Annotated in this window: 19 protein-coding genes; 9 read left to right on the forward strand and 10 right to left on the reverse strand. The window is 65.3% G+C overall.

The features are described 5' to 3' along the window. Positions 1-52: 52 nt before the first annotated feature. From AAF563_16535 to AAF563_16545, 3 genes are all read left to right on the forward strand, one after another. Complete coding sequence (locus AAF563_16535; GenBank protein MEM7122890.1) at positions 53-2785, forward strand: ATP-dependent DNA helicase; 2733 nt, start codon at positions 53-55, stop codon at positions 2783-2785. A gap of 138 nt (positions 2786-2923) precedes the next feature. After that, positions 2924-3334, forward strand: a complete 411-nt coding sequence (locus tag AAF563_16540) for a tellurite resistance TerB family protein (protein MEM7122891.1) — start codon at positions 2924-2926, stop codon at positions 3332-3334. Between the two features lie 77 nt (positions 3335-3411). Next, entirely contained in the window at positions 3412-4503 is a 1092-nt protein-coding gene (locus tag AAF563_16545; protein ID MEM7122892.1) for a M14 family metallopeptidase, read from the forward strand. Positions 4504-4653: 150 nt separating this feature from the next. On the opposite strand, the gene AAF563_16550 is transcribed toward AAF563_16545, so the two are convergent. The 7 genes from AAF563_16550 to AAF563_16580 form a co-directional block, all read right to left on the reverse strand. Then, positions 4654-5733 (reverse strand): serine hydrolase, encoded by a 1080-nt coding sequence (locus tag AAF563_16550; GenBank protein MEM7122893.1) that lies wholly within the window; start codon positions 5731-5733, stop codon positions 4654-4656. 10 nt (positions 5734-5743) lie between these two features. Continuing rightward, positions 5744-6418, reverse strand: a complete 675-nt coding sequence (locus tag AAF563_16555) for an SDR family NAD(P)-dependent oxidoreductase (protein ID MEM7122894.1) — start codon at positions 6416-6418, stop codon at positions 5744-5746. 15 nt (positions 6419-6433) lie between these two features. Continuing rightward, entirely contained in the window at positions 6434-7468 is a 1035-nt protein-coding gene (locus AAF563_16560) for an arginine deiminase-related protein (protein MEM7122895.1), read from the reverse strand. Positions 7469-7501: 33 nt separating this feature from the next. Continuing rightward, entirely contained in the window at positions 7502-9550 is a 2049-nt protein-coding gene (locus tag AAF563_16565; protein MEM7122896.1) for a CocE/NonD family hydrolase, read from the reverse strand. Then, positions 9547-10128 (reverse strand): 5-formyltetrahydrofolate cyclo-ligase, encoded by a 582-nt coding sequence (locus tag AAF563_16570; GenBank protein ID MEM7122897.1) that lies wholly within the window; start codon positions 10126-10128, stop codon positions 9547-9549. The genes AAF563_16565 and AAF563_16570 overlap by 4 nt, the downstream gene beginning before the upstream one ends. A gap of 196 nt (positions 10129-10324) precedes the next feature. Next, positions 10325-10636: a cell division protein ZapA gene (locus AAF563_16575; GenBank protein ID MEM7122898.1), complete on the reverse strand. Its 312-nt coding sequence runs from the start codon at positions 10634-10636 to the stop codon at positions 10325-10327. A 1-nt stretch (position 10637) separates the two neighbouring features. Further along, a complete protein-coding gene (locus AAF563_16580) occupies positions 10638-10886 on the reverse strand; it encodes a hypothetical protein (protein ID MEM7122899.1) in 249 nt (82 codons plus the stop codon). A 210-nt stretch (positions 10887-11096) separates the two neighbouring features. Between AAF563_16580 and tkt the strand changes: the two genes are divergently transcribed. Then, entirely contained in the window at positions 11097-13088 is a 1992-nt protein-coding gene (tkt, locus tag AAF563_16585; GenBank protein MEM7122900.1) for a transketolase, read from the forward strand. A gap of 25 nt (positions 13089-13113) precedes the next feature. Here tkt and AAF563_16590 read toward each other — a convergent pair whose 3' ends face one another. Further along, positions 13114-14253, reverse strand: coding sequence for a zinc ABC transporter substrate-binding protein (locus AAF563_16590; GenBank protein MEM7122901.1), 1140 nt, complete (start codon positions 14251-14253; stop codon positions 13114-13116). 197 nt (positions 14254-14450) lie between these two features. Between AAF563_16590 and gap the strand changes: the two genes are divergently transcribed. The 3 genes from gap to AAF563_16605 all read left to right on the forward strand — a co-directional run bounded on the left by gap (position 14451) and on the right by AAF563_16605 (position 17973). Next, positions 14451-15458 carry a type I glyceraldehyde-3-phosphate dehydrogenase gene (gene gap, locus AAF563_16595; protein ID MEM7122902.1) on the forward strand — a complete coding sequence of 336 codons (1008 nt, stop codon included), beginning with the start codon at positions 14451-14453 and terminating at the stop codon, positions 15456-15458. A 16-nt stretch (positions 15459-15474) separates the two neighbouring features. Beyond that, the gene (locus AAF563_16600; protein ID MEM7122903.1) at positions 15475-16671 is read left to right on the forward strand and encodes a phosphoglycerate kinase; all 1197 of its coding nucleotides are present in this window, start codon (positions 15475-15477) and stop codon (positions 16669-16671) included. Between the two features lie 144 nt (positions 16672-16815). Next, on the forward strand, positions 16816-17973 hold the full coding sequence (locus AAF563_16605; GenBank protein ID MEM7122904.1) for a C45 family peptidase: 1158 nt from the start codon (positions 16816-16818) through the stop codon (positions 17971-17973). Here the strand turns inward: AAF563_16605 and AAF563_16610 are convergent. After that, a complete protein-coding gene (locus AAF563_16610) occupies positions 17970-19160 on the reverse strand; it encodes an MFS transporter (GenBank protein ID MEM7122905.1) in 1191 nt (396 codons plus the stop codon). The two genes, AAF563_16605 and AAF563_16610, sit on opposite strands and share 4 nt — an antisense overlap. Before the next feature lie 43 nt (positions 19161-19203). Continuing rightward, positions 19204-20214, reverse strand: coding sequence for a DUF6687 family protein (locus AAF563_16615; protein MEM7122906.1), 1011 nt, complete (start codon positions 20212-20214; stop codon positions 19204-19206). 86 nt (positions 20215-20300) lie between these two features. On the opposite strand from AAF563_16615, the gene AAF563_16620 reads away from it, so the two are divergent. After that, on the forward strand, positions 20301-20678 hold the full coding sequence (locus tag AAF563_16620; GenBank protein ID MEM7122907.1) for a hypothetical protein: 378 nt from the start codon (positions 20301-20303) through the stop codon (positions 20676-20678). A gap of 75 nt (positions 20679-20753) precedes the next feature. Next, positions 20754-21176: fructose-bisphosphate aldolase (locus AAF563_16625; GenBank protein MEM7122908.1), on the forward strand; the 423-nt coding region annotated here is incomplete at its 3' end.

Genomic DNA, 21176 nt, shown 5'->3' on the forward strand with positions numbered 1-21176 from the left:
TCGACGCTTGATTCGGCTGGCCGTGCGCCCACTCAGGCTATAGTGCTGGCCCATGCTTCACGATGCCGACGCCCTGCCCGGTCAACGCGCCGCCGACGTTCTGGTCGCCGGAACCGCGGGCGCCTTGCTGTTGAACGGCGACGGCGAGATCGATGAGCTGACCGCCGCCGACGCGCGCCGGCGCTGGGAAGCCGGTCCGGCACCGCTGGTTTGCCACGCCGCGTCGCTGCGCCGGCGCATCGGCGCGCGTGATGCGCCGGCACTTGATCTTCTGGAGTTGTGGGCGTTCGTGCGCCCGGCCCAGTTCTGCGTGCCGACGCCCCATGGCATGGCCGAGGCGCTTGCCATCGCCTTGCCCCACGATCTCGCCGACCAGGCGCTGGTGCTGCGGCGCGCCGCCCAGATCCTGCTCGACGACCTGCTTGGCCTGGTCGCCGATGAACGGGAGAAAGCCCAGGCCGTCGCCGCCGCCATGGGACGCGGCGGCTGGCTTTGGGCGGACGCCGTTTTGTTCGCGCTGCGCGCCGAACCGACGGTCCGGGCCGGACTGGATGTGTGGCACCAGATTGATGAGTGGGACGAGACAGCGCCGCGCACGCCACCTGGCCACAACCCGGTTACTGAGGACGAAGCCCGCCTGCGCCTCGCCGAACTGCTCGGCGACGGTGCCGAGGCGCGGCCCCAGCAGGCTGACTATGCGGCAGCGCTGATCCCGGCGTTTCAGCCGCGCGAGCGCACCGGTCATCCCCATGCGGTGCTGGCCGAGGCAGGCACCGGCGTCGGCAAGACGCTGGGCTACATCGCGCCAGCCAGCGTTTGGGCCAGGAAGAACGACGGGGCCGTCTGGATCAGCACCTTTACCAAGAACCTGCAGCGCCAGGTCGACCAGGAACTCGACCGCCTGTTCCCGGACCCCGCCGAAAAGTCACGCCGTGTCGTCGTACGCAAGGGGCGCGAAAACTATCTGTGCCTGCTGAACATGGAGAACGCCGTCCAGGCGCTCGGCGGCCGCGTGTCCGATGCGGTGGCATTGGGTCTGGTCGCGCGCTGGGCGGTGGCGACCCGCGACGGCGACATGGTCGGCGGCGACTTTCCGTCCTGGCTGACCGACATCCTGGGAACACGGCGCACGCTGGCGCTGACCGATCAACGCGGCGAATGCATCTATTCGGCCTGCCCACACTACCGCCGCTGCTATATCGAGCGTTCGATCCGCAAGGCGCGGCGCGCCGACATCGTCGTCGCCAACCACGCGCTGGTCCTGATCCAGGCCGCCATGGCCGAGGACGACAACGACGGTCTGCTGCCGACCCGCTACATCTTCGACGAGGGACATCACCTGTTCGACGCCGCCGATGGCGCTTTCTCCGCCCATATCACCGGCATGGAAGGCGCCGAACTGCGCCGCTGGATCCTGGGCGCGGAGGGCAGGCGCACCCGAGCGCGCGGTCTGGAGCGGCGCGTCTCCGACCTGATCGACGACGAGGGGCTTGAGCATCTTCAGGCCGCGCTCCAGGCAGCCCGCTGCCTGCCGGCGGAGGGCTGGCGCCAGCGCTTGGTGGACGAGGTGCCGCGCACACCGGCCGAAAAGTTCCTGGCCCATATCCGCCGCCAGGTCCTGGCCCGCGTCGGCGAGGACGATCGCGGCTATAACCTGGAGTGCCAGGTGACGCCCGCCGTCGACGGGCTGATCGACGCGGCGCGCGTCCTGGATGGCGCGCTTCAGGATCTGCTCGAGCCGCTGCTGCGGTTGGCCCAGAACATCAAGGCCCAGTTGGACGACAATGCGGACAGCCTGGAGTCATCGACGCGGGTACGCATGGAAGCGGTGATCCGCGGCCTCAAGCGGCGCGGTTTGGTCACGCTCGCGGCATGGCGTCGCATGCTGGCGGAGCTCGAACAGGAAACACCGGAGGCCTTTGTCGACTGGTTTAGCCTGGACCGCATCGATGGCCGCGAGCTTGATGTCGGTATGCACCGGCACTGGCGCGATCCCGGCCTGCCCTTCGCCAACCACGTCGCCGAACGCAGTCACGGCCTTATCATCACCTCCGCGACCTTGCGCGACCGCGCCGGCGATGAGGAAACCGACGACTGGGATTCCGCGCGGCTGCGCACGGGCCTGCGTCATCTGGCCGAACCGGCTGACGTGGCGGAGGTGCTCTCACCCTTCGACTACGCCACCCAGACCCGCGTCTTCGTCATCACCGATGTCGGACGCAACCAGCCGGACCAGGTCGCTGCCGCCTATCGCGAGCTGTTCAAGGCGGCGGGCGGCGGCGCGCTCGGCTTGTTCACCGCCATCAGCCGCCTGCGCCGCGTGCACAAGACCATGGCCGCCGACCTCGATGCCGCGGGCCTGACACTCTATGCCCAGCATGTCGATGCCATGGATACGGGCACCCTGGTCGATATCTTCCGCGCCGAGACCGATTCCTGCCTTCTGGGAACCGACGCGGTACGGGATGGTGTCGATGTCCCCGGCCGATCCCTTCGCCTGGTCGTCTTCGACCGCGTGCCCTGGCCGCGCCCGGATATCGTGCACAAGGCCCGGCGCGAGGTCTTTGGCGGCAATCGCTATGACGATCTTTTGACCCGGCTGCGCCTGCGCCAAGCCTTCGGGCGGCTGGTGCGCCGGGCCGACGACAAAGGCGTCTTTGTCATGCTCGACAAAGCGCTTCCCTCAAGGCTGCTGACCGCCTTTCCAGCGGAGGTCGAGGTAGAGCGCGTCGGGCTGGCCCAGGCGATTGCCGATATCGCCGAATTCCTGCCGAAAGAACCTTGAATCGACTGCCCTCGACAAGGGGCTCTTCAATACCTACATTCCGCCCCGAGTCCGCCAGACACCAAGCGGTTAGGGCGGATTCAGCCATCTGTTTCAGGGGACATCCCGTCAACACGTTCAAGAGGTTAGCGACGCGCCATGACGCAGCTCGACCACCACGCCGCGCTTATCTACACCATGGTCATGGTATCGGCGGCCGACAGCAATATGACCGACAGCGAACTGCACGCGATTGGCGACATCGTCCGCCGGCTGCCGGTCTTCACGGACTTTAACGAGGACGAGCTGCCCAAGATCGCCCAGTCCTGCGCGACCATGCTGAACGAGGATGACGGCTTCGAGACCGTGCTGACCGTCATCTTCGAGGCGCTGCCCGCCAAGCTGCGTGAGACCGCCTATGCGCTGGCCTGCGACGTGGCGGCCGCCGACCTGGACATCGTGGAATCGGAAATGACGGTCCTGCAGCAGCTGCGTTGGCGGCTCAGCATCGACCGCCTGACCGCCGCCGCCATCGAGCGCGGCGCACGCGCGCGCCACCAGACCGCCTGATTCGACACGCCGGGGTTGAACACCCCGTCTGGGCGCGTGCTAGCTTTCGGCTGGCACCACTCGAACGGATCAACGTAATGGCTAACCCCAGCGACTACTTCTCCGCTTCCTATGACGACGCGCGGCGCAAGTTTCTTGGTGCCGCGGCCGAGGCCGGGCTTGAGCCCGAGCATCACGTCAATCCCAACAAGGGCATGGCGGGTGAGGAGATCGCGACCGATGTCGTGCGCATCGGGCCCGATGACGCCGATATCGTTCTCTTCACCATGTCGGCGACCCATGGGGTCGAAGGTTTCTGTGGCTCAGGCGCGCAGGTCGGCACGCTGGTCTCTGGTCAGGCCGGCGAACTGCCTGACAACACCGCGATGGTGCTGATCCACGCAATCAATCCCCACGGCTTTTCGTGGCTGCGCCGGGTCAACGAGGACAATGTCGACCTGAACCGCAACCATGTCGATCACTCAGCGCCCTATCCCCAAAACCACGGCTATGTGGAACTGCAGCACGCCATCTGCCCGGCCGACTGGTCGGACGACGCGCGCGCCGCGGCCGACGAGATCCTGCAGGCCTATGCGGACAAGCATGGCGACATGGCGCTTCAGGGCGCGATCTCGCAGGGCCAGCACGTTCACCCGGAAGGCCTCTTCTTCGGCGGTCAGTTCGAGGTCTGGTCGGCCGGCCGCATGCGAGACATCGTCGCGCGCCATGCCACGGGCGCCCGTCATGTCGGTTTCATCGACTATCACACCGGCCTTGGGCCTTATGGCTATGGCGAGCCGATTTCCGATCACACGCCCGGCGAGGCTGGCCACGACCGCCTCGTACAGTGGATCGGCGATGATGTGACATCGACCGATGATGGGTCCTCGACCTCCGCACCCCTGACCGGGGTCAACGCGGTGACCATCAAAGAGGCCTCGCCGCATGCCAGCCATACTCTGGTGACGCTCGAATATGGCACGCAGCCTGTACCGGAGGTCCTGGGCTCGTTGCGCGCCGACTGCTGGCTGCACAACCACGGCGATCTGGACAGCGACCAGGGCCGCGCCATCAAGGCGGAGATCCGCCGCTGCTTCTATGGCGACGACGATGCCTGGAAGCGCGATGTCTGGCAGCGCGCCCACGACACCCAGCGCCGCATGCTCGCCGGCTTGGCGGCAATGGGCTAGGTCGCGATACCCCCTCACCCAGCTCCGGCTAAGGCGCTACGCGCCTAACCCTTCACATCCCTCTCCCTCCAGGGGCGAGGGAAACAAAGCCGCGCTCTCTCTGAGAGGGGTGGGGTGAGGGGTTGCGCGCGGCAGCGCGCCAGAAAGATCCTATCTTGCCGCCGCTAAAGTGCGTTCGATGAAGCCGTCCTGGGCCTCGTCGTCGAGCCAGCGCATGACCGCCACCATGTCGCGGTCGGGATCAACCCAGATCACGTGGCCGCCGGAACCCAACGCAAAGTAGCTGCTCTCCGGCGCGGCCGGAAACATCGCCCTGCCCGTGTTCAACCACCAAAGGAAGCCATAGGGCGCATAGATGTCGCATGGTGTCCTGGTGAGGTCGATCCACGCCTTTGTCAGGATCTGCCGCTCGCCCCACCGTCCGTCGTTCAGGTAAAGCAGACCCAGCCGTGCAAGGTCCGAGGCTGAGACAAACATGCCGCCGCCCCAGTGGCCGCCGCCCGAGACCGACTGGTGGCGTTCGCCGTCGAGCTCGATCCACGAGTTCTCGTAGCCATGCCACTCCCAGCCGTCCGAAGCGCCGACCGGTTCCATGATCGCCTCCTTCAGCACGACCGGCAGCGGCTGGTTGAACAACCGCATCAGGGCCAGGCTGAGCCGGTTGACCCGGACGTCATTGTACTCCCAATAGGTACCCGGCGCCTGCAAGTCGCGGTGCTCGCCCTTGCGGCTGTTGTCGCCGCCGGAGACATCGCGGTTGCGGTCAACCAGATCGGGCTTGTCCCACAAGGTGCCTTCCCACTCGCTGGTCTGCTGGAGCAGATGGCGCCACGTGATCGATGCGTTCTGCGGACTGTCGAAACCGCCATCGTCGACCAGCTCGGCGACCGGCGCATCGAGATCGGGCAACAGGCCGCGGTCGTAAGCGATGCCGGCGAGCGCCGACATCACACTCTTGGTGACACTGAACGTCATATCGGCGCGTCCGACATCACCCCATGTTGTGACGAGCCGGCCGTCGCGGACGATCAGACCGGCGGGGCCGCCGCGCGGACGTGTCGGTCCAATGATGGCGCCGTGTTCGCGGTCCAGGAACCGGCCATTCTCCAGGTGCTGGCCGACGTCCCGAGGCCACGACGTCTCGTTCGCTTCGGCATGGGCAACAGCCTCAGCCAGCGCATCGGCGGCGAACCCCGCCTCGATCGGATCGATCGGCTCGAACGGTTTCATTGTGCGGCTCTCAGAACGTTTCCTTCCATGGTCTGAGCTCGACCTCCCAGGTCCAGGCACTGCGGTGTTGCCGATGGACATCCAGATAGGTCTTGGCGATGGCATCGGGATCGAGCTTGGTGTCGTCGTCCGATTTGCCGATGCCGCCGTCGATCACGAAGTGCGCGACGTGGATGTTCTTGGGCTGCAGTTCGCGCGCCATGCTCTGGATCAGACCGCGCAGACCGAACTTGCCCATCGCGAAGGGCGCGGAGTTGGGATACCCCTTCACGCCGGCCGACGCACCGGTGAAAAGGATGGTGCCGCCGCCCTTTTCCTCCATGCGCCGTGTCGCCTGCTGACCGACCAGAAAACCGCCGAAGCAGGTGATCATCAGCGTCTTGCGAACCTCCTCGGGATCAAGTTCAGCGACCGGCCCGCGCACGCGGTAGCTGGGGTTGAAGACGACGACGTCCGGAGTTCCCGTGTCGGCGTCGACGGCCTCGAAAAGCGCCGCGACCGAGGCCGGATCGGCGACGTCGACAGCATAGGTCTTGGCGCCAATCTCGCTGGCGAGGTCCTTGAGCTTGTCCGTGTTGCGGGCGGACAACGAGACATCCATGCCCTCGATCTGAAAGAGGCGGGCGACCGAGGCGCTGAGGCCTGATCCGGCACCGACGATGAGAGCGGTTTCCTTCTTCGCCATGGTGTTTTCCTTGCGTTAGACGGAATCGCGGGCAAGCGGCGCGGAGTTGCAGCGCAAACCGCCGCCGGAACTCCAGCACGCCTCATAGTCAAGTTGGATGACCTCGACCCCTCGGGCCTCCAGCGTTTCGCGGGTGCGCGGCGACATTTCGCTGGCGATCACGCGGCCCGGCCCAAGCGGCACCAGATTGACGGCAAAGGGCGGATCCTCTGGCGACAGCGCGATCGGCTCGATGCCGCGCTCCTGCAAGACCTGAACGAAGTCATAGGGTAGCAGCGTCGGATTGATCAGCGCCTTGTCGGTGTCGATCATCGAGCAAAAGCCGTCAAGGTGTTGGCCATAGCCCGGCACCTGGACGGTAATCAGATCGACTCCGACATGGGCCAGCACCTCGCGCACCTGCTCGACCCCCTCCCGGTTGGCGCAAAGGCCGGTGCTGAGCGCAGCGGTCTTCGCGTCGATCCACATGAAGCTGCCGCCTTCGACAATGCCGGTGCCCGATATCGTGCGGATGATCGGGCAACCCATCTCCATCACCCGGCGCGCCGCCCAAAAACTCTCCTCACGGCGTCCCTTGGCGTTGGGGCGGCAGACAATCGCGCCGCCGGGCACACCGATGACGATATCGCGCGGCGACATCTGCTTGATCGGCACCGGCCGGTTGGTCGGCTGGCCGTTCTCGTGGATATAGGCGACCTCGACACCGTTCTCCCGCAGAATGGATGTGAACTGGTCGTGCGCCTGCTGCATCGCCGGCAGATCGGGACCGTTGCGGCCGCGCCACCAGATCCCTTCCTCGCGGTTGCAGTAACTCTCGAGCTCCGGATCGTACCAGTCCTCGGTCACCCGCTTGATCTCGTCGCCCGGCCGATGGACCAGGATGGTGCGCAACGTGCCGACTTCGCTGTCTGCGCCCCAGACGGCGCCCCAGATCTTCTCCTGCTGGCCGGCATCCTCGAACGCGGGCGCGGCGGGCGTGTCGAAGGTTTCCATCAAGCGCTGATAACGGAAACGATCTGCGGTCGCGTTGGTTATGGTCTCCCGGGACATGGTAGAACTCCTATGGATGCGGGCGGCGGCAGTCTACACGTTGTCGCGCGGAATGGTCTCGTCCCAGCGCCGGGAAAAGATGCGCCTGCCGCCATCGAAGGCGTCGATGTCCGCCGCGAAAACGAAGTCCTTGGCGGTCGCATGAATGGTCATGGCGCTGCGGGTTTCAACGTCATAGTCGGTGCCGTCGCGCCGCCTGCCGTTGTGCCAGCGATAGGTGATCTGCGCGCTTAAGGGGTCGTCGTCCTGGATGCACGCTTCCCACGTCACGCCGTCGGCGCAGGTGACATCGACCGGCGCCAGGTACCAGACGCCGCCATCCTCGACGACGCGCACAAGCTGTTCGGCCGTCGCCAAATTGCGTTCGACCGTGCGCGTGCCAGCACCGTCTTCGATGACCCGCGTTTCAACCAGCGGCGCCATTTGCGGCGCCGGGAAGGCCGTGACGTCCGTATCGGTACCGCGCACCGGAAGGACCAGCGCGCTGGTCCCAGCAGCCAGTGAAAGGGTGACCGGTTCCGGCGATGGCCAGACCATCGGCCAATAGGTTGTCGAGATGGCGACGCGGATCCTGTGGCCCGGCCGGAACACGTGACCGATGTCATTGAGCTGCACGGTGACCTCGTCGAATGCGCCCGGCGTCATCGGCTCGGGGAACTCGTGGCTCTTGCGGTGGCTCAGGTTCAGCACGCCGAAGGTAATCCGCTGCACCTGACCGTCCGGGTGCACATCGTTCAGGCGCACGGCGACAAAACCCTGGGGCCGGTCGATGGCGAGTTTCAAGCGCACCACCGGCGCGCCCATGATGGCGATCGGTTCGGCCAGCGGCGCGCCATCGAAACAGAGTGAGCGTGCGTCGTCTTCGCGCTGATCGATCGGCAGATCTGGGCTCGACCCGCCCAGGCCATAAGGACACCAGACGCCGGCCGCGACACCGACCGTCTGCGGCGAGCGGTGCTCCAGTACGGCTTCGTCGCCCGCCTTATCCGCCAAGCCGTCGGCATTGATGGCGAGCGTCTCGGTCGCGATGTTCGGCGACGGCCACGTCGGCTCGGTGACCCAGCGACCGGGAACCACCGCCTGGCTGGCCTCCGGTTTGGCTGGTTCGCCCATCCAGACGCGGTACATCGGCTCGTCCATGATGCCGGTGTCCTGGTCCTTCAGCCAGTGATCCCACCAGCGCAGCGAGTCCTGCAGGAAGCCGATGGAGGGCGCAGGGATCGCGTCCTGCGGGTACTTGTGTCCCCACGGCCCGACCAGACCTTTGCGCGGGCACGTGAGGTTCGCCAGCATCCGCGGAACCGCGTTCGAGTATCCGTCGTTCCAGCCGCCGACCGCGTAAACCGCGCAGGTGATGTCGTCATAGTTCTCGCACACCGAGCCGTGTTTCCAGTAGGCGTCGCGGCGCTGGTGCTGCATCCAGATCGACGTCAGCGCCGGTTCGGCGTTTTCCAGACGCACCTTCCATGCCTCGCGCCAGCCGTCGCCGACGATCGCCGGGTCGGGTTGCTTGGACGAGATGATGTGGAAGCCCGAGCCCCAAAAGAAGCCGTCCGACAGCACACAACCGCCCATGAAATGCACGTCGTCGGCGTACCGGTCGTCGGTCGAGCAGTGGGTGATGATCGCCTTGAGTGCCGGCGGCCGGCGCGCGGCGACCTGCAGGCTGTTGAATCCGCCCCAGGAGATGCCGGTCATGCCGACATTGCCCGTGCACCAGGGCTGCGCGGCGATCCAGGCGATCGCCTCGACCGCGTCGTCCTGTTCCTGCAGGGTGTATTCGTCGGTAATCAGGCCTTCCGATTCACCGGTGCCGCGAATGTCGAGACGGATCGACGCGTAACCGTGGCCCGCCCAATAGGCGTGGCGCGGATCGTCCCAGCCGCGCGTGCCGTCGCGCTTGCGGTAGGGGATGTATTCCAGGATCGCCGGCACCGGATCGGTCTCGGCGTCGTCGGGCAGCCAGATGCGCGCGGACAGACGAACACCGTCGCCCATCGGTATCCACTGGTGCTCGATCTCTTTGATCGCGCAGGGGAAGTCGGTGATGACGGCAGGCTCGTTGGGATCGGGACAAATCATGCTCGCTCGAACGCCGTCGCGCCCTCCTCGGTAACGATCCAATCCAGCGGTTGATCGAAGTGATTGCGGGGCACCGCATCGACCCGCTGCGCCGCATAGGCAACGCCGACCGCCAGCGTCGACGAGTTGGACGCCTTCAGCAACGATAACGTTCTGTCATAGAAGCCGCCGCCGTAACCCAGGCGGTAGCCGACGGAGTCAAAGGCTAGCATCGGCACCAGCAGCAAGGTGGGCGCGACGACCGGCGCGTCATCGGGCGGCACCGGGATGTTGAGCGCACCGTCGACCAGCGGGTCGCCGGGCGCCCAGGCGCGGAACACCAGGGGCTCGGCCTTGCCCGGCACAAACGGCAGTCCGGTCGCGCAGCCATGCTGGTTGGCGGCGGCGAGAAACGGCACGACGTCAAACTCGTCGTCGACCGGCAAGTAGCCCGACACGACGGCACCGTTGGGAAAACCTATGGCGTCCTGAAAGTGTCCGAGCGCACGCTCCGTCGCGCCGGCTTGGCGGCTATGAGCCTCGGCGCGGCGCGCGCGCGCTTCGGCGCGCATGAGCTTTTTTTGCTTCTTGACGTCCATAGCCCCCGGATCGGTCTGGACGGGGCCGCCTCGGCCGGCAACCGCAGTCTACCTTCCACTGTGGCCTGCATCAGCAGGTGGGCGCCGCGTAACGAGGGCAAGACCCCCGACAGAGACAGCTCCCAGTGAAAGCGCATTGGCCCCAGGGAACGGATACGGCCATCGCACCGCGCAGCGCCCGTCCAAGCTATGTTAGTTAGTGGCTCTCCAGGTGGCCCGCAAGCGCCTCGATGCGCCCGGCCAGATTTTCGATCGCCGCGGCGCGGGTTTCCGAGACCTGATCGACGACCGGCTGACCGGCGGTTTCACGGGCTTCCCACAGCTCGTCAGAGATCACCAGCGCCGCCAGGACCAGCAACCGCTGGTCGCCGAGATTGCCGAGCGAACCCTTCAGGCCGGCGATCTTGCTGTCGACATAGGCGGCGAGCTGTTCGATCCGCTGCTCCTCGCCATCGCCGCAGGAGACGGAGTACGCGCGCCCGTTAATGATGACCTGTATCTGAGCCATGTCAGGCGCCAAGCACGGTGCGCAGGTCGTTGATCGCGCCGTCGATCTGCTTGCCGGCATCGCGCACCCGGCCTTCAAGATCCGCGCGGGCGGCCTTGGCCTCGCTCAACGCGGCGCGAAGCTGCTCGTTTTCCTGTTCGATCTGCCCAAGCTTGGCGTCGCCTCCTTGTTGCGCACGCTCCGTCAGCGCGGCCTCAAGGTGGGTGATCGCACGTTCCAGCTTTCTAAGGGCGGTGTCCTCAACCGTCATTTGCGGCACTTTTCAATACGTTGCCTTGGCTTTCTACCATAGCGCCTTATCGCGTGCCGATAAAGTACCTGGTGATCCCTATCGACCGCCCCTGAAATGCGGGTCTTGCGCGGGATAAGTCGGTTGACGCTCTGGGCCGGTGACGCCATGTTGCGCCCGCTTTCGACCGGCGCCAATCGCGGCGGTTTTTTCTTTCGGGACATCCATCGAATGACGCGCGAATCCACAAGCCAGGTTTCGGAACGCGACATGGCCAACGCGATCCGGGCGCTGGCCATGGACGCCGTGCAGAAGGCCAATAGCGGCCATCCCGGCATGCCCATGGGCATGGCCGATGTTGCGACCGTGCTGTTCACCCGGTTCCTGAAGTTCGACGCCGGCGCGCCCGAATGGCCTGACCGCGACCGCTTCATCCTATCGGCCGGCCACGGCTCGATGTTGCTTTATGCGCTCCTGCACCTGACCGGCTATCAGGACATGACGATGGACGAGCTGCGCAACTTCCGTCAGCTCGGCAGCAAGACGGCTGGCCATCCTGAGTTCGGCCACGCCGCCGGTATTGAGACAACCACCGGTCCGCTCGGCCAGGGTTTCGCGAACGCCGTTGGCATGGCACTTGGCGAACGCATCATGGCCGCCGAGTTTTCCGATCTCGTCGACCACTACACCTATGTCATCGCCGGCGACGGCTGCCTGATGGAAGGCATCAGCCACGAGGCTGCCTCCATGGCCGGCCATCTCAAGCTCGGCAAGCTGATCGTGCTGTTCGACGACAACGAGATCTCGATCGACGGGCCGACCTCGCTCGCCGAATCCGACGATACGCTGCAGCGCTTCGATGCCTATGGCTGGGACACCATGGCGGTCGACGGCCACGACAACGATGCAGTCGCCGCGGCCATCGAGGCGGCCCAGAAGACTAGTGAGCCGAGCCTGATCGCCTGCCGCTCGATTATCGGATACGGCGCTCCCAACAAACAGGGCACCGCCGCGACCCACGGCGCGGCGCTTGGTCACGACGAGGTCGCCGCCACCCGGGACGAACTCGGTTGGCCGCATGAACCGTTCGACATTCCCCATGCGGTCGTCCAGGCATGGCGCAAGGCAGGCGCCCGAGGCGCAGAAGCGCGGACGGCATGGCTGAAAACCCATGACGGCACCAGCGCCGCGCTGCGCCACGAGTTCGACCGGCGCATCGCCGGCGACCTGCCGGGCGACATCGCCAAGGCCGTCGCGGCCTACAAGAAGGACCTGATGGCCGAGCCGCAGAAGGTCGCGACCCGCAAGGCGAGCGAGCTGGCGCTGAACGTTCTGATTCCGGCCGCCCCAGAAATGATCGGCGGCTCAGCCGACCTGACGGGCTCCAACAACACGCGTACCGGCAACATGAAGGACATCGCCCCCGGCGACTTCGCCGGTCGCTACGTGCGCTACGGCGTACGTGAGCATGCCATGGCCGCCGCCATGTCCGGCATGGCGCTGCATCGCGGTATCATCCCTTATGGCGGCACGTTCCTGGTGTTCACCGACTATTGCCGCCCGTCGATCCGGCTTGCCGCGTTGATGGAACAGCGGGTCATCTACGTCATGACCCACGACTCGATCGGCCTTGGCGAGGACGGGCCGACCCATCAGCCGGTCGAGCACCTGGCGTCGCTGCGCGCCATGCCGAACCTCAACGTGTTCCGCCCGGCCGATGTGGTCGAGACACTGGAGTGCTGGCAGGTCGCGCTTGGGGCGGCCAAGACCCCTTCGGTTCTGGCATTAACCCGCCAGGGCGTGCCGCAACTGCGCCTTGAACCCAGCGACGACAATCCTTGCGCGCGCGGCGGCTATGTGCTGCGGGCCGAAGGCGGCGATCACAAGGCGACCATCGTCGCGACCGGTTCGGAGGTCTCGTTGGCCTGCGACGCTCGCGACAGCCTGGAGGCCGACGGCATCGGCACCCGGGTCGTCTCCATGCCATGCTGGGAGCTGTTCGCCGATCAGGACGCCGCCTACCGCGACGGCGTCATGGGCAACGGCGTTGCCAAGGTTGGCGTCGAAGCCGCCTCCGGCTTTGGCTGGCAGGAGATCCTGGGCGGCGACGGCGGTTTTGTCGGCATGACCGGCTTCGGCGCCTCAGCGCCGGCCGGCGACCTCTACAACCACTTCGGCATCACCGCCGACGCGGTGGTCGCGGCGGTCAAGCAGCGCGTCTGACGCGAAACGCTAAAGCGCAGCTGCTCTACCCCTCGACCAGGCAATCGACCAGGCCGTCGGCGATGCCGTTCATCAGCTGACCGTAGAGCGCTGGACCCGGCTCATACTCCGCGCCCAACGGGTCGAGAACGCCGACCCTGACATCTGTGCCCTCGATGATGGTGTCGATGACGCGCGGCGAGAACTGCGGCTCGCGGAACACGCAGACAATCTCCTCATCGGCCAGACGATCCTGGATCGCCGCGATGCGCGCGGCGCCCGGCTGGCGTTCCGGAGAGACGACCACCGAGCCCACGGCGTCCGCCCCGAAATGATCGCCGAAATACTGATAGGCATCGTGGAACACCAGGTAGGGCCGATCGCCGACCGGCTCAAGCTTGGCGGCAATCTCGGCAGACATCGCATCAATCTCGCCCGTTAACCGATCGCCATTGGCCTGATAGGCCGCGGCGTTGTCGGGATCCATCTCGACCAGTTCATCGACGACAATCGTGACAATCGCCTTGGCGTTGTCGGGATCGAGCCAAATGTGGGCGTCGGCGCCTTCGTGAGCGTGGTCGTCGTGACCATCGTGGTCATCGTGTTCGGCATGATCGTCATGGCCGTGATCGTCATGGTCATGTTCGCCATGCTCGTCGTGATCATCATGATCGTCGTGTTCGGCATGATCGTCATGGTCATGATCGTCGTGCTCCGCATGATCGTCGTGGTCATGATCGTCGTGATCGTCGTGCTCCGCATGATCGTCGTGATCATCGTGCTCCGCATGATCGTCATGGTCGTCGTGGGCGTGATCCTCCCAGTTGTCGCCTTCGCGATACTCCAGCGTCATAACACCGGGCGTTTCGACCAGTTCCACCACATGTGCATTGGTCGCCAGGTTCGGAATGGCGTCGACCAGGAAAGACTCCAGATTTTCGCCGACCCAAACCACGAGATCGGCCTGTTGCAATGCTTCCGCTTCCGACGGCTTGAGCGCGTAGGCATGGGGCGATCCGGCGCCGCGCACGATCAGCGCGGGCTCGCCGACACCGTCCATCACGCCGGCGACGAGCGAATGGATCGGCTGGATCGAGACCACCACGTTGGGTGCGTCCGCGGCTCTGACAGCAGCAGCCGGAACGAGGCAAAGCGCGGCTACACCGCTTAGCAGATAGTTTCTCATGGTTGTACGTCAGCTCCCTGAATTCTCAGCATCCATGGCATGTTATGATATAACAAACAATACCCTTTGGCAGCGCGCCGACCATGCTCGCTTGAGGCCGCGCCCATTGTCGTTGACCTGCCGCACGGCGCTGGCTAGGAAGGCGCCATCAAGTCGCGCCGACGCGCGCAACGCCTTACCGCCATCGGGAGATCAGCATGACCGTTCGTGTCGCCATTAACGGGTTTGGCCGCATCGGCCGCCTGGTGTTTCGCGCCGCCATGGAATCCGGCCGCAAGGACATCGAGTTCGTCGCCATCAACGATCTGGGCTCACCGGCCGACAACGCGCACCTGCTGGCGTATGACACCGTGCACGGCCGGTTCCCGGGCAAGGTCTCGGCGAGCTCGCGGTCGATCCGCGTCGGCGGCAAAAGCGTGCGCGTGTTTTCCGAGCGCGATCCCTCGGCCTTGCCCTGGGACAGCCTGGGCGTCGACATCGCGCTTGAATGCACCGGCATCTTCGCGACCAAGGAAAAGGCGTCGATGCATCTGGATGCCGGTGCCAAGAAGGTCCTGGTCTCAGCCCCTTGCGCCGACGCCGACCTGACCGTCGTCTACGGCGTCAACTCCAACAAGCTGCGCAAGAGCCACAAGGTCGTCTCCAACGCCTCGTGCACGACCAACTGCCTGGCTCCGGTCGCCATGGTTCTGGACAAGGCGGTCGGCATCAAACACGGCTTCATGACAACGATCCACGCCTTCACCGGCGATCAGCGCACGGTCGACACCCTGCACAAGGACCCGCGCCGGGCCCGCGCCGCCTCGGTCTCGATGATCCCGACGTCGACCGGTGCCGCCAAGGCGGTCGGCCTTGTCCTGCCCCAGCTCGCCGGCAAACTGGACGGCACCTCGGTGCGCGTGCCGACACCCAACGTCAGCCTGATCGACTTCAAGGTCGAAGCCAAACGCAAGACCACGGGCGAAGAAATCAACAACGCCATGATCAAGGCGGCCGAGGGCAAGCTGAAGGGTGTCCTCGACGTCAACGACGCGCCACTTGTCTCCGTCGACTTCAACCACAGTCCGGCCAGCTCGACCTTCGATCTGACCGAGACCAAAGTGATCGACGGCAGCTTCGTGCGCGTCCTCGCCTGGTACGACAACGAATGGGGTTTCTCCAACCGCATGAGCGACACTGCCGTCGCCATGGGCAAGCTGCTCTAAGCCGCACGACGCCGCCATGACTGCGTACCGCACCCTCGACGACCTGGACGTCGCCGGGAAGCGCGTCCTCGTACGCCTCGATCTCAACGTACCGATGGCCGACGGCCGGGTGACCGACGCCACCCGCATCGAACGCGCGGTCCCCACCATCCGCGACCTCGCCGACCGCGGCGCCCGCGTGATCCTGCTCAGCCACTTCGGCCGGCCCAAAGGCAAGGTCGTTCCCGACATGTCGCTCGCGCCGCTTCAGCATCCGCTTGCCGACGCGCTCGGCAAGCCGGTCGCCTTTGCGGGCAAATGCATTGGCGAGACGGCAGCTGCAGCCGTCGCCGGCTTGCAGGACGGCGATGTCCTGCTCCTCGAAAACCTGCGCTTTCACGGCGGCGAGGAAGCCAACGACCCGGCTTTCGGCGACGCGCTGGCTGCGCTCGGCGACCTCTATACGAACGACGCCTTCTCCGCGGCCCACCGCGCCCATGCTTCGGTCGTTGGGCTGGCCGAGCGGCTGCCTGCCGCGGCCGGGCGGTTGATGCAGGAAGAGCTGGACGCGCTCGATAAGGCGCTCGGCAACCCCGAACACCCGGTGGCGGCAGTGGTCGGCGGCGCCAAAGTCTCCACCAAGCTTGATCTGCTGGCCAACCTGGTCGGCCGGGTCGATTTGCTCGCGATCGGCGGTGGCATGGCGAACACGTTCCTGTTCGCGCAAGGTGTCGAGGTCGGCGCGTCGTTGTGCGAACGCGACATGGCCGACACCGCCCGCGACGTTCTGGCACGCGCCAAGGACGCGGGATGCGAGATCGTGTTACCGAACGATGCGGTGACGGCGACCAAGTTCGAATCCGGCGCACCGTCAACCGTCGTCGGTGTCGCCGACGTAACGGGCGATGCCATGATCCTGGATGTCGGCCCGAAGAGCGCGGAGGTCCTGGCCTGCCGCCTCGCGGACTGCCGCACCCTCGTCTGGAACGGCCCCATCGGCGCCTTCGAACTGGAAGGTTTCGACCACGGCACCAACCGCGTTGCCCAGGCGGCCGCCGAACTGACAAAAGCAGGTAAGCTGCTCTCTGTCGCCGGCGGCGGCGACACGGTCGCCGCCTTGGCCCATGCCGGCGTGCTTCAGGACTTTAGCTATGTTTCGACTGCCGGCGGCGCGTTCCTGGAATGGCTGGAAGGCAAGGAGCTGCCCGGCGTTGCGGCGCTGGTCAGCGCGTAAGCCGCGTCCCTCCGGCGCAACGTAACCGCAACGGACTCGACATCACGTCGTCTGGTGAAAGACACTTCGCGATCACTTGATGGTCGTGCCGCAACCGCGCCGTGGCGCCAAGAGCGCGGCACGCATGCCGCTAAGGAGGCGATCGTGGATACAGCCAACATGCCGGTTGTCGAGATCAAGGGCACAGCGCGCCAACGCGGTCAAGCGCATGGCGAGGCGCTGCGCCCATCGATCACCGAGACGGTCGCGCGTTGGCGTGAGTCCATCGCGGCAGACTACGACCCCGATGTCGATGGTTTCATCGACGCCTTCCTGAACGCCAACCGCTTTCCGGCCGCGCTCGAGCGCTGGACGCCGGGGCTGATGGATGAGATCGAGGGCATCGCCGAGGGCGCCGGCCAGGCGGAGCGCGAGATCCTGGCCATCCAGTTCGGCGACGAACAATGGTGGTTCGACCAGGAGCGCAAGGCCGACGTCGAGGCAAAGGCGATCACGGCCCAGGGCAAGGGCTGCACCGCATTCGGCGAAGCCGGCGACGCGACGCTTGTCGGCCAGACCATGGACATCGAGTCCTGGTCGGAAGGCTTGCAGGCCCTGCTTCACGTGCGCGAGGAGGACGGGTCGGAGACCTTCATCTTCACCTTCGCCGGTTATCTCGGCCTGCTCGGCATGAATAGCCATGGCGTCGGCATCTGCTGCAACGCGCTTCTGCAGCTTGATCACAGTGACGATGGTCTGCCCGTGGCGGCCGTCGTACGCGGCGTACTCGCCCGCCGCGACGTGGATGAGGCGGCCGCCTTCGTGCGTCAGATCAAGCATGCGTCGGGCCAGAACTACGTCATCGGCAGTTCCGGCAAGGTCGTCTCGTTGGAATGCTCGGGTTCGAGCGTCGCGGCCTATACGCCCGACGATGGCGGCGCCCGCCTTTGGCACACCAACCATCCGCTCAGCAACGACGATACCGGCCACTTCCAGGATCGTCTGGCGAGAAGCAACCGCGATCCCGAGGGCTTGGACGACAACACGGTGACCCGCTTCGCCACAATGGCGCAGCGTTTTGGTGAACTCGGGCGTCCGGCCAGCCTCGACGACGTCAAGGCGGCGCTTGCGTCGGAGGACGACGGGCGCTTCCCGATCGCGCGCCGGCTCGACCCCGACAACCGGGATGCCACGAGCTACACAGCCGGCACGGCGGTCTATCAGCTTGACGAGCCGCCGGCGCTACACCTTGCCGCGGGTCCGGCCTCGATCACGCCGTTCCGAACCTTCCGTTTCGCGTCAGCGACGCAATCCGCCGCCTAGGTTCCGGTCTCGTCGTTTTCGTCGCCGGCCTTCCGGCGTCTCATGAACGAGACGATCGGAAACGGCAGGTAAATCAGCAGCAGGCCGACAACCGCGATCGGCAGACCGTGGGGCGGCAACAGATCCATGACGGCACCGGCGACCGGCGGACCGACAATGCTGCCGATGCCCCACATGGAACTGAAGACGGCGGTGGAGGCCGCCAGATCGGCACCGCGAAACTGCTCGCCCAACAGCACCAGGCCCAGCGTGTAGAAACTGCCGAGGATGCCGCCGACAACAAACATGAAGAGCCAGTTCCAGGGTATGGCAGCAGCCACAAGCGGCAGCGCGGCAAAAACGACCGCGACGACAAAGACGCTGACCGCGAGCAAAAGGCGACGGTCCATGTGATCGGCCAGCCAGCCGATCGGTACCTGGCAGGCGATACCCCCGACACCCATCGCGACGATCATATAGAGCGCGAGATCCTCCATCAGACCTCGGTCAATGGCATAGAGCGGCAGAAAGGTGATCAGGACGCTGTCGACGGCGGCGGCGGTGAAATTGGCCAACATCGCCGCCGGCGCCAGCAGCAGGAACATGAAGAGGCGCGCCGACGTTTTGCCATGCATGACCGGCGCGACCGATTGCGCGAACAACAGGGGTATCGCTGAAACCGCGATCAAGGACGCGGCCAGGATGAAGGGCAGCCAGCCCTCGCTGCCGGATTGCGCCAGCACCAGCGGTCCTAGCGCGAAGCCGCCGGCCAGCGCGGCGCTGTACAAACCCACGATACGGCCGCGCGAGCGTTCCTCGGCAATCTCGTTGACCCAGACTTCGCCGGCGATCCATAGAAACGCGTTGGCGGAACCCAGCAGAAAGCGGATCAGGAACCAGGCGTAGACGTTCGGAAAGACGGGCAGGAGCAGGAACAGCGCCAGGCTTAGAGCCACCGACATCACCATCAGGCGGGCCGGGCCGAGACGGGTGATGACCCGCGACGCGATCGGCGCCACCGCGAAGACGGCGAGCCCCTGCGCGGCCGTGTTCAGGCCGATAACCGTATCGTCGACGCCCTGCCTTTCCAGGATCAACGCCAGAAGCGGGTAGCTGAAACCGTAGATCAGGCTCGTCACCGCCATCGACGAGACGACGGCGATCAGACTGAGCCGTCGTTTTCCGGCGCCGTCCGTGGCGGCGTTCATGATCGGCGCGACATCGACGGCGTATCCGCTTACCTGACCGGCGTCAGTCGTAGGGGTCCCAGGCCGGCGCGCCCGTTGTCAGCGCATCGGCAATCAGCGTCACGAACTGATCGGGATCGATCGTGCTTTCGACCGCATTGGTCAAGTGCAGCGCCGGCGTGATTTGTTCCACGCCATCAAACTGCCAGGTGGCGGCGCCACCCTCCATTGCCGTCAATGTCTCCGCCAATGCCTTGAGATCGCGGCGCGCAGGCGGCGGATCGTTGACCTTCTGCACCCAGCTCTCGTAACGATAACCAAACCACAAACGCTGGCCGCACACCGTCGCGACACGATTGCACGGGGTCCGGTTGTGAATGGCCATTGGATGGCACAAAACCTGACGATCCTGGGTGAACTGGTGTGCCGGCCTTTCGCGCCACGTCGCGGGAATGCGCACGACGACGAGATCGGCGTCCTTGTGTTCTTCGAGCTTGATCTCGCCGCGCTCGATTCCCGCCTCGCTATCATCCAGCAATGCTTCTTCGGCCTGCCAGAGACTGCGGTAATCATCGGTGTTGACCGCAACGTCCGCGACCATCGGGATAAGGCGCGTATAGAGCTCGGCGCATAGCGCCATGTAGTCGTCGGGGAATGCCTCCGGCGGCAGGGTCGACGTTTCTTTGTTGGCCAGCGCCGCGAACGTGAACGCAATGCGCGCCGCCTGGCGCGAGCGATAGGTCGCGAAATCGCCGGCATGGGACGCATCACACAAGAGCTCGCGGTTGGCGAGCGCCGTTTCCGGGTCGATGATCACAAACAGCGCGATCAGACCATCTTCGTCGAAGTGGTCGTTGGTGACGACCTCGACCGGTTTGTGGGCCGACGCGTCATCGAGATAGCGGTAGACGATTTCGACCGAGGTGTCGGCTTTCAGCGCATTCGGCGTGCCGCTCTTCGGCCAGTGCGACAGCGCCAGCGCCGTGTGTTCGTTGGCGCCGCCGTCAACCACGATGTTGTCGACCTTGGCGGCTTCGGCGTAGGGCACATAACGATGATGGACGGGCAGTGTCATGACAGGTCCCTCCTGACGGTTCATCATGACAATCCTCTTTTATTTGTAAAGGAATATGTTTCTTAATTATGGCCATCGAGTCCTGCATGGCTGTGATCGTGCACACGGCGGAGCATGTGCGCCTTGTCGTTGAGATCACCGGTACCGCCCGACCCCTCGTGCTGACGGCGCCTGGCGCCCAGGCCTATGCAGGGGTTGCCTATCTTTGGACGATGACCGCGCCGGCGCGCGATGATGGGTTAGACGTTCATATCGACTGCGGCGACGACGCGGGCTTTGCCATGGCGGCCATCCGTACCGGCTGGCGGCACATCCTGATGAGCGGCGACAAGGCCATGCTCGACAAGATCGACGACATGATCACACAGCTTGGCGGCACGCTTAACCGGTCGCGCCCTCCCGCCATCGATCTCGGCGAGACAGACGATCCCCGGACCGCCTTGAAAGGCCTGATTCCTCCCTGAGCCCCGTTGCATTGGCCGGTGCCGTGGGCTATCCAGCAGCGAGCGCCAAAACGGTGAAGATCGGGGACGGAAACCATGAAGATTACGCGTCGCGTCAAGCAGATCCTTTCCTATTACGAAGGCGAAACGCCGGGCGTGAAGGCCAACATTGCGCGTATTCTGATGCATGGCCGCCTGGGCGGTTCCGGCCACGTCGTGATCCTGCCTGTCGACCAGGGATGGGAGCATGGTCCGGCGCGCAGCTTTGCCAAAAACCCGCCCGCCTATGACCCCCACTACCACTACCAACTCGCGATCGATGCCGGGCTTAACGCCTATGCCGCGCCGCTCGGGTTTCTGGAAGCCGGCGCCGATACCTTTGCCGGCGCGATCCCGACGATCCTCAAGGCCAACAACTCGAACAGCCTGGCGACATCGAAAGACCAGGCGGTCACCGCCTCGGTCGAGGACGCGCTCAGGCTCGGCTGCTCGGCCATCGGCTTCACCATGTATCCGGGC

The organism is Pseudomonadota bacterium (genome assembly GCA_039028155.1).
GTDB lineage: Bacteria > Pseudomonadota > Alphaproteobacteria > SP197 > SP197 > JANQGO01.